A 12,207-nucleotide genomic window follows, 5' to 3' on the forward strand; every position below is an offset into this window, starting at 1 on the left:
GACAAATGGGGAGGTGGCAGCCCGCAGGGCTGACGGAGGGGTTTTGGCCCCTCCACCACCCGCTGCGCGGGCGGTCCCCCTCCCCATTTGCGCCTTTGGCGAAAACGGGGAGGATTTGGTCAGCCGACATGAATGGCTTCCCACGCTTCGCGCGCGGACCATGTTTCGGTGCTGCCGGTTACGGTGCAGCCCTTTTCGCCTTCGACGATCTCACCCACGCGGTAGACCGTTTCGCCCGCTGCGGTGAGATCGGCGGCGAGCGAATCGGCTTGGTCGGGTTCGACCGCGAGGATCATGCCGATGCCGCAGTTGAAGGTACGCGCCATCTCCTCAGGCTCGATATTCCCCTGCGCCTGCAGGAAAGCCATCAGGCGGCTCTGTTCCCAGCTATCGGCATCGATGCGGGCGTGAAGGCCCTTTGGCAGCGCGCGCGGCACGTTTTCGAGCAGACCGCCGCCGGTGATGTGGGCAAGCGCGTTGATACGACCGGAACGGATGAAGGGCAGCAGGCTCTTCACATAGATCCGGGTCGGTTCAATCAGATAGTCGATCAGCAGGCGCTCGTTATCGAACAGCGCAGGGCGATCAAGTTTCCAGCCCTTGTCTGCGGCGAGGCGGCGGACCAGCGAATAGCCGTTGGAATGGACGCCTGACGATGCGAGGCCGAGGAGGACGTTTCCTGCCGCCACGCGATCACCGGTGAGTTGTTCGCCACGCTCAACCGCGCCGACGCAGAAGCCCGCGAGGTCATAATCGCCATCGGCATACATGCCGGGCATTTCGGCGGTTTCGCCACCGATCAGCGCGCAACCGGCGATGCGGCAACCTTCGGCGATTCCTGCGACAACACGTTCCGCAACGCCGTTATCAAGACGGCCCGTGGCGAAATAATCGAGGAAGAACAGGGGTTCAGCACCCTGAACGATCAGATCGTTCACGCACATGGCGACAAGATCGATGCCGATCTGGTCGTGTCGGTCATGATCGATCGCCAGCTTCACCTTGGTGCCGACGCCATCGTTGCCCGCAACCAGCAGCGGGTCTTTGTAACCGGCTGCCTTGAGATCGAAGAAGCCGCCGAAACCACCGAGTTCCGCGTCCGCGCCGGGGCGGGCGGTGGACTTGGCCAATGGGCCGATGGCTTTGACCAGCGCATTGCCGGCGGCGATGTTCACGCCGGCCTGGGCGTAGCTGTAGCTCTGCGGCTTTTGATCCTGTTCGCTCATGGAGCGCGCGCCTAGCGCTTTCTCGCTTGGATTTCCACTTGCCTTTGGGCAAAAGCGAACGCGCAAGCACCGGAATTCGAATTCCGGGCACATTTTCGGCCAGCGCTGCGGCCCAACTGAAGTTCGGAGTTGTCTTGGTCGCCCTGCGCCTGCCATTCGAAAATGCGAAGAACCGTAAGGCCTTGGGCCTTGGCGCAGCCCTGCTTTTGGCGGTGGGCGGCGCGGTGCTGGTTGCGCAGATCGAAGGCGATCGCGGCATTCCGCCCATTGCCAGCAACGGCGATTTCGAGATTCGCGGCATCGAAGTGAACGTCAGCGGGGACAATCCCGAAGACGCGCGGATGAAGGGCTGGCGCGAGGCGCAGCGCAAGGCCTGGGAAAAGCTGTGGGAATCGAACGGCAGCGGTGGGGCCGCGCCGGGACTGGATGATTCGACCATCGAATCGATGGTATCTGCCGTGGTGGTGGAACGCGAACAGGTGGGGCCGCGCCGCTATATTGCCACGCTGGGCGTGATTTTTGACCGCGCACGCACGGGTGAGCGGTTGGGGATGACCGGCGCGCGGGCGCGCTCTGCGCCGCTGCTGGTGATTCCGGTGCTCTATCAGGGCGGCGTGGCCACGGTGTTCGAAACGCGCACCCCCTGGCAGAAGGCATGGGCCGAATATCGCACCGGCAACAGCGCGATCGATTATGTGCGGCCAACCGGCGCAGGATCGGATTCGCTGCTGCTGACGGCGGGCCAGCTTGACCGGCGCAGCCGCAACTGGTGGCGCATGATTCTGGATGAATTCGGCGCTTCGGACGTGATCATGCCGATTGCGCGACTGGAGCGGGAATTTCCCGGCGGCCCGGTGCAGGGCACGTTCAGCGCGCGCTATGGACCGGACAACCGTTTCCTTGGCAGTTTCACGCTGACCGCGAAAAGCGAGGCGGAAGTGCCCAAGATGCTGGAGCAGGCGATTGGCCAACTCGATCGCATTTTCACCCAGGCGCTGGCTGACGGAACGCTGAAGCCCGATCCGACGCTGAACATGGTGACGCAGATCGATCAGGCATTGATCGACCAGACGATGCAGAAGCTGGGGCCAGCACCCGTGGCCATGCAGGTCGAGCCGGTTGGCGACGAGCCAGGCGCGGCGACGGCAACGCCTGCGGCTGCTGCGACCAGCACGTTTACCGTTCAGTTCGTTACGGGCGATGCGGCGGCGGTTGATGCAGGCATGGCAGCGGTGCGTGGCGTGGCGGGCGTAAAGAGCGCCAGTTCCACATCGATCGCGATCGGCGGCACGTCGGTTATGCGCGTGACGTATGCGGGCGAACTTGAGGCGCTGGCTGCGGCGCTGCGGGCGCAGGGCTGGCGCGTGACGGTGGGCGCGGGCGCGCTTTCGATCCGCAAGTAACGCGCTTTCGCGATTTGAGCGTATAATCACGGCGATGTCGACCCAGATTGCCCTTCCGCTGGTGACGGCGCGTGGTGCCGAGACCGTGGTCATGGGGCACAGCCTTGTCCCGGTGATCGAGGCCTTGCAGGCTGCGGAGCGATGGCCATTCCGAACCGCGATTCTGGCCGGGCCGCCGCGTTCGGGCAAGAGCCTGCTGGCGCGCTGGTTTGCTGAAAGTGGCGCAGGTGAAGTGATCGACGGGGCCGATTCGCTTCCTGAGGACGAGGTATTCCACCGCTGGAACCGCGCACAGGCGAGCGGACGACCGTTGCTGCTGGTAGCGAATTGCGCGACCGGCGAATGGAAGATCACGCTGCCGGATCTGGCATCGCGGCTTGGCGCGGCGCTGCTGATCGAGATTGCACCGCCCGACGATGATCTGGTGGCCGGATTGGTGGCGGAACTTTCCGCACGGCGCGGACTTGTGCTGGGGGAACAGGTGATGGCCTACCTCCTGCCCCGGCTGGAGCGCAGCCATGCTGAAATCGAGTTGCTGATTGAAACTCTTGACCGGCTCTCTCTTGAGCGTAAAGCACCCGTCACCATATCATTGGTTCGTGATGCGCTTGCTGAGCGGACAGGTGAATTTCAGCCGCGCTTGCTTTAACGCGGGATTAGAGAGAGAATCGGGGCATGTTCAAGGGCCTGATCGCATATCTGGATTCGATCCGTTCGCGCGATCCTGCGCCACGATCGCGCTGGGAAATCCTGCTCTATCCGGGGCTGTGGGCGGTGGGATTCCATCGCGTGGCCCACTGGCTGTTCGAAGCGGAGATGTTTTTCCTTGCCCGTGCGGTGAACCACTTCTCCCGCTTTCTGACCGCGATCGACATTCATCCCGGTGCGAAGATCGGGAAGCACCTGTTCATCGAACACGGTTTTACCGTCATCGGCGAGACGGCTGAGATTGGTGACAATGTAACGATCTATCAGTGCGTTACGCTGGGTGGCACCAATCCCACAAATGGCATTCCGGGCAAGCGCCATCCCACGCTGTCCGACGATTCGATCATCGGATCGGGCGCGCAGATCCTTGGTCCGATCACGGTCGGCGCGCGCGCGCGCGTGGGTGCGAATGCGGTGGTGACCGATGATGTGCCCGAAGGCGCGACGATGATCGGACTGAAGGCGCGATCCACACTGGTTCCGGCAGAGACGTGGCTCAAGCAGTTCATCCCCTATGGCACGCCCTGCAAGGAGCCTTGCGAGCCGAACGGCGGCAGTCGCGTTGACGATCTTGAGGCTGAAGTGGCTGCGCTCAAAGCGCAAGTTGCGGCGCTGATCGCGGCGCAGGATGGCGGCACACCCGCGCCGACGCCGACGACGGTTGGTAGAAGGACCCGCAACTGAGCGTGAGCGGACCCGATGCCGGTGCGCCCGGCAGCGTGGTGCCCTTTCCGACCGTGCGCGTGGTGCAGCAGGTTGGCTTCGAACGAGTCGAGCTGCTGAAAATCCTCGACATCTATGGCCGCATGGTCGCCGCCGGATTCTGGCGCGACTATGCGATGGACTTTGGCAAGGACGCTGCGGTCTTTGCGGCCTTCAAGCGCACGGCAGAACGCCCCACGGCGCGAATCGAGAAGCGGCCTTCACTGCGGGGCAAGCAGGGCATGTGGGCGCTGTTTGGCGAGGCGGGGCAGGTGCTCAAGCGTGGGCACGATCTGGCGGGCGTGCTGTTCCCGCTGGAGCGACGGCTTATGAAGGTGGTGGAGGACTAGGCCTTGCTTCAGGCCTTGGGCTTGAGCAGGAAATTCATCCAGCAACTGGCGAGAGGTTTGTCGCGGTCGGTTTGCCATGCCTCTGCCCGGACGTTGGCAATGCGGCGGCCTGCGCGCACGACCTGGCCACGGGCGAAGGTTTCCACCGTGACGCCGCCGCGCAGGTATTCGACCGAGATGTTCACCGGCTTGATGCGCACGCGCGCGCCTTCATCGCCAAGTTCGGCGTGGAGGGCCATGATGGCCGCGATTTCCAGCATTCCGGCAATGGCGCCGCCGTGGAGATAGCCGGGGCGGCCCATTGCACGGTCCGAAAAGTCCATGACCAGCAGCGGGCTGCCTTCAAGCAGGCCTTCGATGCGCATCCCCATTGCGCGGGCATAAGGCGGCAGGCGATCGGACAGGAGAGTCATGCCGAAGCCCCCGGCGCGTCCGGCGTTGGCGTTCTGGCCCAGCCATCGGCCTCTACCTGAATGAAGATCCCGGCTGCGTGGGCAACGGGATCGGCAATATCGCCATCATGGGCGATGCCGCGCACGAAAGCCATCGACTGCTTGAGCTGATAGCATTCGGCCCAGGCGATGATCGTCTTGCCGGGGGTGGCGGCACGCACATAATCGACGCGCAGATCCAGCGTCACCTGCGGGCGAAAACCGCCGCGCAAAGCCCAGACAGACATCGAGGTGGCATTATCCAGCAGGCTGATGATCGGGCCGGAGGCCAGCACGCCGGTATCGGGATCGCCAACCAGATCTTCGCGCCAGGGCAGGCCGAGTTCGACCCAGTTATCGCCATGATCACGGTACTGCATTCCGATGAAGCCGGTGTGCCCGTGCTTCATCATGAACTTGCCGAAGCGCGAGGGATCGAACGCCATGTCGGGCGGGATCGAGGGGCGTCCGCCGCTGCTTTCGGGAATGCTGTTCATCCGGTATCCCTGCCGCAGGTGCAGAGCGTTGACAAGCGGCTTAAGCGGTCAATTAAAAGGCGCTTCCGGCAAGCGCGTCGATTGCGCCCTGCAGAATCAGCGCGGCGGCGTGCGAATCGATGCGCTCTGCCCGTTTGGCGCGACTGAAATCCTGCGCGATCATGGCTCGTTCGGCAGCTTGCGTGGTCCAGCGTTCGTCCCACAGCAGGATGGGAAGGCCAAGGTCTTCGAGGTTGCGGGCGATGGCACGCGCGCCCTGGGAGCGGGGGCTTTCCGACCCGTCCATGTTGAGCGGCAGACCGATGACAAGGCCTTTCACGCCGCGTTCGGCAACCAGAGCGGCGAGTTTTGCCTTGTCGGCCGTAAATTTGCCGCGCTGGATCGTCTTGCCTGCCGTGGCAAAACGCCAGTCGGGATCGCACAGGGCGACGCCGATGGTCTTGGTGCCGGTATCGAGGCCCATCAGCGTGCCGCCATCCGGCAGTTCATCGCGCATCGACAGGGCTGACTGGGTGATCACTTTGCCGAAGCCTTGTGCGCGGCTTCCCATGCGGTGACGCGGCGGTTCACGTCGGCGCGCAGGTTCGTCCAGAACAGCGGGATGTCGTAGACGTGGTAGTTGTTGCCGGGCAGCACATAGGGGCCAAGTTCGGGCGGATCGCCGATCAGCAGAATGCCGGTGGCCGGATCGCAACGGGCCGGAACCGCGCCAACGATAATTTCGCCCCCCTTCAGATCTTCGCTGGGCTTGAGCGTGCCGAGGTTTGCGGTAGACGCGGCTGCAGGGGCTGCACCGCCGTTTAGCGGGTTGGTGCAGAGAATCGGGCGCGTATCCTTCGCCTTGCCATCGAGTGCGGGGCGGGTGCGGTAGGCGTCGAGCACAATGTCGGGGTCTGCCGGTTCAGCAAAGCTGGCCCAGCTCATCACACAGCCAGCGCGGTCTGGCCCGTTGCAGGCGGGCAGGCCCATCGCGGGCAGGTCGTGTTCGATGGAGATCGGCCAGCCCACGGCATAGGCGGCGACCACGCGGGCGGCGAGCGGCGTTCCAGCCACGCGATCCTTGAGCAACTGGATCAGATGCAGCGCGCCCTGGCTGTGTCCGGCCAGCACGATGGGTTTGTCCGCAGGGACCGAGGCAAGGAACGTATCGAAGGCCTGCCGCACGTCGAGATAAGCAGCGTCCAGCGCCATCTGCCCTTCGGCCTGATCGGTGAGGAATGCGCCAAACGCGGCCTGACGGTAACGCGGCGCCCAGACTTGCGCCTGCCCGTTGAACGCGCTGGCCATGCCTTGCAGGAAATAGCTGGCGCGGCGATTGGTGTCGTTATCGTCAAGCGGGCCGTTCCACGCCTGCCGCGCAAGGTAGCTGGTGGGGTGAATGAAGAACACTGCCGCAGGCCCGTTGCCCTTCTGCACGCCGGAGGGCACCCATTGCGAAGGGTCTTGCGCGCCCACGCTGGGGCGCGAGAACCACATGGTGTTTGCAGCATAGGCATCAGCCGATACAGGTTCGAGCCGGGTGTAGGCAGAGCGGGGAACGAAGGCGAACCGGCTCAACTCCGTAGACCAGATACGCAGGGCGAAGAGCGCCGCGATCACCAGCACGGCGAGAATGGCGATCATGTAGAGGAACTTGCGGGCCATCGGAATCTCTGTGTTCAGGCGGGTTGTTTTGAGGTGAGGGGCGAAACCGCCAGTCCATCACGCCCCATGCTGTTGCGTTCGGCCTGACGTTCGAGGAGAATTTTGAGCATGACGACGATCGGATCGGCCAGCATCAGGCCGAGGATGCCGAACAGCAGGCCGAACATCAACTGTGCGCCAAGCACCAGCGCCGGGGCAAGATCGGCGGTGCGCTTTGCCACCATCGGGATGATGATGTTGCCATCGACGGTCTGCACCACGAAATAGACTGCAATGCAGAACAGCCCGGTTTCATTGCTGACCGAAAAGCCCACCAACGTCATCAGAAGGCCTGAAATGGGCGCGCCGATATTGGGCAGGAAGGCAAGAAGGCCGGTCAGCAGGCCAAGGAGCGCTGCCATCGGCACACCCCACCACGCCAAGAGCAACCAGGTGGCGATACCTTCGACGAACATGCCGACCATGCGCCCGAACAGCAGCATCCGCAGCGCCTTGCCCATACGCAGGGCCGTGCCTTCCCAGTGATCGCGGCTGTCTTCGGGCAGCATCCATGCAAATCCCCGGCGATACAGATGGGGTTCGAGCACGAAGTAGATCGACAGGATGAAAATCAGGAAGGCCGTGGTGAAGCCACCGAAGATGCCGCCCAGCGCGCGGGTGACTTGCCCCACACTGCCCAGAACCTGGCTTACGATCTGCTGCAGGTTGAAATCACGCATGGTTATGCCGTGGCTCTGCGCCCAGATGGTCAGGCGACCAAGCTGGGTCTGGATCACGGCGGGCAAGGCTGCGGCCTGTGCTGCAAGCTGGCCCCCTGCAAAGATCACCAGCCAGACAAGAAACGCGAAAGTGCCCAGCACCACGATCATGATGCGGATACCGCGCGGCAGCCACGGAGCAATCCGCGAGATCAACCGCTGCCCGCCATCGATCAGCGCGGCGAAGACAATGCCGCCGAGAATCACCATGATCGGCTGTGCCAGCAGAACCACCAGCGCGAAGAGCGAGGCCACGCCGATCCAGACGAAAGCCTTCTTCGCCTCGCGGCGGATCAGGTCGTCCTTGATGTCGGTCGGCCCTGCACTCCGTTCCGCGCTGGCTTCGTCCATAGGGTTCAGCGCTCCGTTGGTGCCGTATGGCGGATTTCAGGGCGCAGTCTGGTCCACGCGCGGCCATCGCGCAAGGCGGGCCACCATGTCAGCGGATTGAGCGATTCGCTGCCGTTGAGCGAGAAGGTAACGAATTCGGCACGCCCGCCGACATTGGCCAGTGGCACAGGGCCGCCAAGGCCGCGTTCTTCGATCGGTGCGCGGCTGTCAGCCGAATGATCGCGATTGTCGCCCATCAGAAAGACATGGCCGGGCGGGATCACCGTTTCGGGATAGTTGTCGAGCATCTGGTCCATATGGTCGATCACAAGATAGCTTGCGCCATTGGGCAGGGTTTCGCGGAAGGTGGGTAGTTCATAGACTTCTTGCCCATCCGTCAGCCGCGTGCGGTAGCGCTCGAACATATCGTAGCAGGGTGCGCCGTCGCAGGAGAGTTGCGGATCGGCGGGAATCTGCACCGGCGGTTCAGCCTGTTGGGGCACCAGCTTGCCGTTGAGGATGATCTGCCCGTGGATCACAGTGATGCGATCACCGGGCAAGGCGACGACACGCTTGATATAATCCTCGTCCCGATCCGGCGGGACGGCGATCACGATATCGCCATATTCCGGCACCTTGGGCAGGATGCGCTTGTCCCCGCGCGGCAGAACGTGGAACGAGGCCGACACCCACGACCAGCCATAGGGGTATTTCGATACGATCAGCCGGTCGCCCACCAGCAGGTTGGGCATCATCGAGATCGAGGGAATATAGAACGGCTTGGCGACCATGCTGTGGAACACCACGACCGTCAGCAGCATGAGGGCCAAGCCGCGCAATTCCGCCCACCAATCGACACCGCTTTCGGGGGATGGTGGCGGCGGGGCCAATGATTCTTCAGGCTGTTCGGCAGGCTGGTCGGTCAAGCAGTGGGCATTCCGGCAAGGGGGCGGGCCTCGATCACCACAAAGGCCTGTGCCCAGGGGTGATCGTCGGTCAGGGTAAGGTGGACGACGGGTTCGTAACCGGCAGGGGTTATCGCGGCAAGCTGCGCTGCGGCACCACCTGTCAGCGCCAGCGTGGGGGCGCCGGAAGGCGCGTTGACCACGCCGATGTCCTTCATGAACACGCCCGCCTTGAACCCCGTGCCGACCGCCTTGGAAAAGGCTTCCTTCGCAGCGAAGCGCTTCGCCAGCGTGCCTGCAATCGTATAGGGGCGGCGCGCGGCCTTCGCCTTTTCAACATCGGTGAAAACGCGGTTGATGAAGCGATCACCGAACCGGTCGAGCGAGTTCTGGATACGCTCTATGTTGCAGAGGTCCGAGCCGATGGCGAGGATCACTGAAGGAACCTCACCGCGCTTCGTCCATCAGATCGCGCATCCGCCGGACCGCTGCATCGAGGCCGGTAAAGATCGCCTCGCCAATCAGGTAATGGCCGATGTTGAGTTCGGCCAGTTGCGGAATTGCAGCGATGGGCTGGACGTTTTCATACGTCAGGCCGTGGCCAGCGTGAGGTTCGATGCCGTTGCGGGCGGCCAGCGCCGCCATATCGGCAATGCGGCGCAGTTCTATGGCACGCTGTTCGCCCTCTGCATGGGCATATTCGCCGGTGTGCAGTTCGACCACTGGTGCGCCGAGGCGCATCGCAGCTTCGATCTGGCGTGCTTCGGGCGCGATGAACAGGCTGACGCGGATGCCTGCGTCGGAAAGACGCGCGACGATGGGGGCGAGGCGGTTGTGCTGGCCAGCAGCGTCCAGCCCGCCTTCGGTCGTGCGCTCTTCGCGGCGTTCGGGCACGATGCAGGCGGCGTGCGGTTTGTGGCGTAGCGCGATTTCCAGCATCTCGTCGGTCGCTGCCATCTCGAGGTTCAACGGCAGGTTGGTGGCGGCCTGGATGCGGGCGAGGTCTTCGTCGCGGATATGGCGACGATCCTCACGCAGATGCGCCGTGATGCCATCGCCGCCCACGCTGGCAACGATTTCCGCCGCGCGCACCGGATCGGGATGGTCACCGCCACGCGCATTGCGAATGGTGGCGACGTGATCGATGTTGACGCCGAGCCTGAGGCGTTCCGGAGTCAGCACGCTGCTCACGGCTTGGCCCGGCTGCCCGGCTTGATCGCTTGGGTGGCGGCAAGTTCGGGCGGAAGTTCATCGGGCGCATAAGTGGGGAAGTTCAGCGCCACGAGCGGGAAGAACGGCACGCCGAGATCGACGCTGCCAGCGGACCGATCGACCAGTGCGGCGGCGGCGATGACCTGGCCGCCTGCTTCTTCGATAGCCTTGATTGCTTCGCGGCTGGAAAGGCCGGTGGTGACGACATCCTCGACCATCAGCACCTTTTCACCGGGGGTGAGCGCGAAGCCCCGCCGTAGTTCAAACTTGCCGGTGGGGCGTTCGACGAACATCGCCTCTACGCCAAGCGCCCGGCCCATTTCGTGCCCGATGATCACGCCGCCCATCGCAGGCGAGACGACCTTTTGAATCTGTTGGCGCAGATCGCGCGGAATCTTCTGTGCAGTGGCAGCGGCAAGACGCGAGGCGCGCATCGGGTCCATCAATACGCGCGCGCATTGCAGATAGTACGCACTGTGGCGGCCCGACGAGAGAAGGAAGTGCCCTTCGAGAAGGGCCTGGCTGGCGCGGAATTCGGAAAGGATATCGTCTTCTTGCATGGGTCTGCCTGCAAATGCCGTTCTGTGGGGTCGGTCTATGGCCCGCAAATGGCCCTTGCCCGCGCGGGGGGCAACCCTTTTCCGCATGATGTGCAAGGGGGCGAGTAAAGCGCGCTGTAATAGCGTCCTGTAACACTGCATTGCCGCATTGCCCGAATGGCCATGAGCGAGCCATGAAAAATATGCGCTGTGCGGCTTGAGGCTTGAGACGGCTGCGCGTATAGGCCGGGACGATCGAGGGACTTAAAGGGAGCGCGCGAGCGCTTCCTTGATGCAGCGCAACAAGCGCGCAAACAGGGAAAAAGCGGAAACTTTGACGATGAGTCTAGCCGATACCGCCCGCGTTGCGGGTAAAGCTTTCCGAACCTTTGGCGTCGCTTTCGCGCTGACTTTCGGAGCCAACGCCATTGCTGCTGCGCCTGCCGCGCCGGTCGCTGCTGCGCCCGTCGCAGTCGAGTCGCCAGCGGCTGTCGCTGCGCCTGCTGCTGATGCCGCTGTCGATGCCGGGCCTTATACCCCGATGGCACCGACGCCCGGCAAGGGTATGCCGGTGGACAAGGGATGGACCTTCCAGGACCAGTATTCGCCTACTGGCCAGGAAGCTCTGTGGATGCATGATGCGATCCTGATGCCTGTCATCGTCGCGATCTCGATCCTCGTCCTGATCCTGCTCGTCGTGGTTGCGGTTAAGTTCAACAAGCGCGCCAACCCGGTCGCTTCGAAGACCAGCCATAACACGCTGATCGAAGTGGTGTGGACGCTGGTGCCTGTGCTGATCCTTGTGGTCATCGCGGTGCCGTCCATCCGTCTGCTGGCTCACCAGTACGATCCCGCGCCCAAGGGCGCGGTGACCGTGAAGGTGACCGGATACCAGTGGTACTGGGGCTATACCTATCCCGACAACGGCGGGTTCGAGGTTGTCTCGAACATGCTGTCCGAGGAAGACGCGCACAAGCGTGGTGAACCCAGCCACCTGGCAGTCGACAATCGCATGGTTGTTCCTGCCGGTGAGCCGATCCGCATCCAGACCATCGGTGCAGACGTGATCCACGCCTTCGCTGTGCCTTCGCTGTGGTTCAAGCTCGACGCCGTGCCGGGCCGCATCAACGAAAAGGTTCTCTTCATCAAGGAACCGGGCGTTTATTACGGCCAGTGTTCCGAACTGTGCGGCGTGCGCCACGGTTACATGCCGATCACGGTCGAAGCCCTGCCGCGCGACAAGTTCGAAGCCTGGGTGAAGACCCAGCCCGGTGGCACCGTTGGTCCGGCTGAAGAAGCTGCACCAGCAGTGGTGCCTGCGGCCGCTGCCGCTCCCGCCGAAGCCCCGGCTGCTGACGCTTCCGCAGCGCCTGCCGCCTGACGCGAAATCATCGACAAGGTTTGACCGAGATGGCCTCCATTCCCGCAAACGAAGGTTTTGATGCGCATGATCATGCGCACGACCACGATCATGACCACAAGCCGGGCTTCTTTGCCCGGTG

15 protein-coding genes are annotated in these 12,207 nt (G+C 63.4%); 5 read left to right on the plus strand and 10 right to left on the minus strand.

The window, feature by feature from the left end; genetic code table 11:
- Positions 1-119: 119 nt before the first annotated feature.
- Positions 120-1,226, minus strand: a complete 1,107-nt coding sequence (gene purM, locus ACOVQ0_RS03290) for a phosphoribosylformylglycinamidine cyclo-ligase (protein ID WP_421880143.1) — start codon at positions 1,224-1,226, stop codon at positions 120-122.
- 134 nt (positions 1,227-1,360) lie between these two features.
- Here purM and ACOVQ0_RS03295 point away from each other — a divergent pair, with 134 nt between their 5' ends.
- The 4 genes from ACOVQ0_RS03295 to ACOVQ0_RS03310 are packed head-to-tail and all read left to right on the plus strand — an operon-like array spanning position 1,361 to position 4,389.
- Positions 1,361-2,629: a heavy-metal-associated domain-containing protein gene (locus tag ACOVQ0_RS03295; protein WP_421880145.1), complete on the plus strand. Its 1,269-nt coding sequence runs from the start codon at positions 1,361-1,363 to the stop codon at positions 2,627-2,629.
- A 34-nt stretch (positions 2,630-2,663) separates the two neighbouring features.
- Positions 2,664-3,278 carry an HdaA/DnaA family protein gene (locus ACOVQ0_RS03300; RefSeq protein ID WP_421880147.1) on the plus strand — a complete coding sequence of 205 codons (615 nt, stop codon included), beginning with the start codon at positions 2,664-2,666 and terminating at the stop codon, positions 3,276-3,278.
- Between the two features lie 26 nt (positions 3,279-3,304).
- Positions 3,305-4,021, plus strand: coding sequence for a serine O-acetyltransferase EpsC (gene epsC, locus ACOVQ0_RS03305; RefSeq protein ID WP_421880149.1), 717 nt, complete (start codon positions 3,305-3,307; stop codon positions 4,019-4,021).
- 2 nt (positions 4,022-4,023) lie between these two features.
- The gene (locus tag ACOVQ0_RS03310) at positions 4,024-4,389 is read left to right on the plus strand and encodes a DUF2794 domain-containing protein (protein WP_421880151.1); all 366 of its coding nucleotides are present in this window, start codon (positions 4,024-4,026) and stop codon (positions 4,387-4,389) included.
- Positions 4,390-4,397: 8 nt separating this feature from the next.
- Here the strand turns inward: ACOVQ0_RS03310 and ACOVQ0_RS03315 are convergent, their stop codons facing one another.
- Genes ACOVQ0_RS03315 through pyrE form a run of 9 tightly spaced genes read right to left on the minus strand, consistent with a single transcriptional unit; the run spans position 4,398 to position 10,726 of the window.
- On the minus strand, positions 4,398-4,802 hold the full coding sequence (locus ACOVQ0_RS03315) for a PaaI family thioesterase (protein WP_421880153.1): 405 nt from the start codon (positions 4,800-4,802) through the stop codon (positions 4,398-4,400).
- Positions 4,799-5,317 carry a PaaI family thioesterase gene (locus ACOVQ0_RS03320; RefSeq protein ID WP_421880155.1) on the minus strand — a complete coding sequence of 173 codons (519 nt, stop codon included), beginning with the start codon at positions 5,315-5,317 and terminating at the stop codon, positions 4,799-4,801. The genes ACOVQ0_RS03315 and ACOVQ0_RS03320 overlap by 4 nt, the downstream gene beginning before the upstream one ends.
- 52 nt (positions 5,318-5,369) lie before the next feature.
- On the minus strand, positions 5,370-5,813 hold the full coding sequence (ruvX, locus tag ACOVQ0_RS03325) for a Holliday junction resolvase RuvX (protein ID WP_421880171.1): 444 nt from the start codon (positions 5,811-5,813) through the stop codon (positions 5,370-5,372).
- 20 nt (positions 5,814-5,833) lie between these two features.
- Entirely contained in the window at positions 5,834-6,961 is a 1,128-nt protein-coding gene (locus ACOVQ0_RS03330) for a DUF3089 domain-containing protein (RefSeq protein ID WP_421880157.1), read from the minus strand.
- A gap of 14 nt (positions 6,962-6,975) precedes the next feature.
- Positions 6,976-8,070 (minus strand): AI-2E family transporter, encoded by a 1,095-nt coding sequence (locus ACOVQ0_RS03335; RefSeq protein WP_421880159.1) that lies wholly within the window; start codon positions 8,068-8,070, stop codon positions 6,976-6,978.
- Positions 8,071-8,075: 5 nt separating this feature from the next.
- A complete protein-coding gene (lepB, locus tag ACOVQ0_RS03340; RefSeq protein ID WP_421880161.1) occupies positions 8,076-8,975 on the minus strand; it encodes a signal peptidase I in 900 nt (299 codons plus the stop codon).
- A complete protein-coding gene (acpS, locus tag ACOVQ0_RS03345; protein ID WP_421880163.1) occupies positions 8,972-9,391 on the minus strand; it encodes a holo-ACP synthase in 420 nt (139 codons plus the stop codon). Before acpS ends, lepB begins: the two co-directional genes overlap by 4 nt.
- Positions 9,392-9,401: 10 nt before the next feature.
- On the minus strand, positions 9,402-10,145 hold the full coding sequence (locus tag ACOVQ0_RS03350; RefSeq protein ID WP_421880165.1) for a pyridoxine 5'-phosphate synthase: 744 nt from the start codon (positions 10,143-10,145) through the stop codon (positions 9,402-9,404).
- Positions 10,142-10,726 carry an orotate phosphoribosyltransferase gene (gene pyrE, locus ACOVQ0_RS03355; RefSeq protein WP_421880167.1) on the minus strand — a complete coding sequence of 195 codons (585 nt, stop codon included), beginning with the start codon at positions 10,724-10,726 and terminating at the stop codon, positions 10,142-10,144. The genes ACOVQ0_RS03350 and pyrE overlap by 4 nt, the downstream gene beginning before the upstream one ends.
- Positions 10,727-11,045: 319 nt before the next feature.
- On the opposite strand from pyrE, the gene coxB reads away from it, so the two are divergent.
- Positions 11,046-12,086 (plus strand): cytochrome c oxidase subunit II, encoded by a 1,041-nt coding sequence (gene coxB, locus ACOVQ0_RS03360; RefSeq protein ID WP_421880169.1) that lies wholly within the window; start codon positions 11,046-11,048, stop codon positions 12,084-12,086.
- Positions 12,087-12,207: the final 121 nt, after the last annotated feature.

The organism is Novosphingobium sp., from assembly GCF_049240505.1.
Classification (GTDB): domain Bacteria; phylum Pseudomonadota; class Alphaproteobacteria; order Sphingomonadales; family Sphingomonadaceae; genus Novosphingobium.

What these genes read in the sequence shown, in the direction of transcription:
- purM (WP_421880143.1), bottom strand. Translation starts at nt 1,226, where the DNA reads ATGAGCGAACAGGATCAAAAGCCGCAGAGCTACAGCTACGCCCAGGCC.
- ACOVQ0_RS03300 (WP_421880147.1), top strand. Translation starts at nt 2,664, where the DNA reads ATGTCGACCCAGATTGCCCTTCCGCTGGTGACGGCGCGTGGTGCCGAG.
- epsC (WP_421880149.1), top strand. Translation starts at nt 3,305, where the DNA reads ATGTTCAAGGGCCTGATCGCATATCTGGATTCGATCCGTTCGCGCGAT.
- ACOVQ0_RS03315 (WP_421880153.1), bottom strand. Translation starts at nt 4,802, where the DNA reads ATGACTCTCCTGTCCGATCGCCTGCCGCCTTATGCCCGCGCAATGGGG.
- ACOVQ0_RS03320 (WP_421880155.1), bottom strand. Translation starts at nt 5,317, where the DNA reads ATGAACAGCATTCCCGAAAGCAGCGGCGGACGCCCCTCGATCCCGCCC.
- ruvX (WP_421880171.1), bottom strand. Translation starts at nt 5,813, where the DNA reads ATGCGCGATGAACTGCCGGATGGCGGCACGCTGATGGGCCTCGATACC.
- ACOVQ0_RS03330 (WP_421880157.1), bottom strand. Translation starts at nt 6,961, where the DNA reads ATGGCCCGCAAGTTCCTCTACATGATCGCCATTCTCGCCGTGCTGGTG.
- ACOVQ0_RS03335 (WP_421880159.1), bottom strand. Translation starts at nt 8,070, where the DNA reads ATGGACGAAGCCAGCGCGGAACGGAGTGCAGGGCCGACCGACATCAAG.
- pyrE (WP_421880167.1), bottom strand. Translation starts at nt 10,726, where the DNA reads ATGCAAGAAGACGATATCCTTTCCGAATTCCGCGCCAGCCAGGCCCTT.
- coxB (WP_421880169.1), top strand. Translation starts at nt 11,046, where the DNA reads ATGAGTCTAGCCGATACCGCCCGCGTTGCGGGTAAAGCTTTCCGAACC.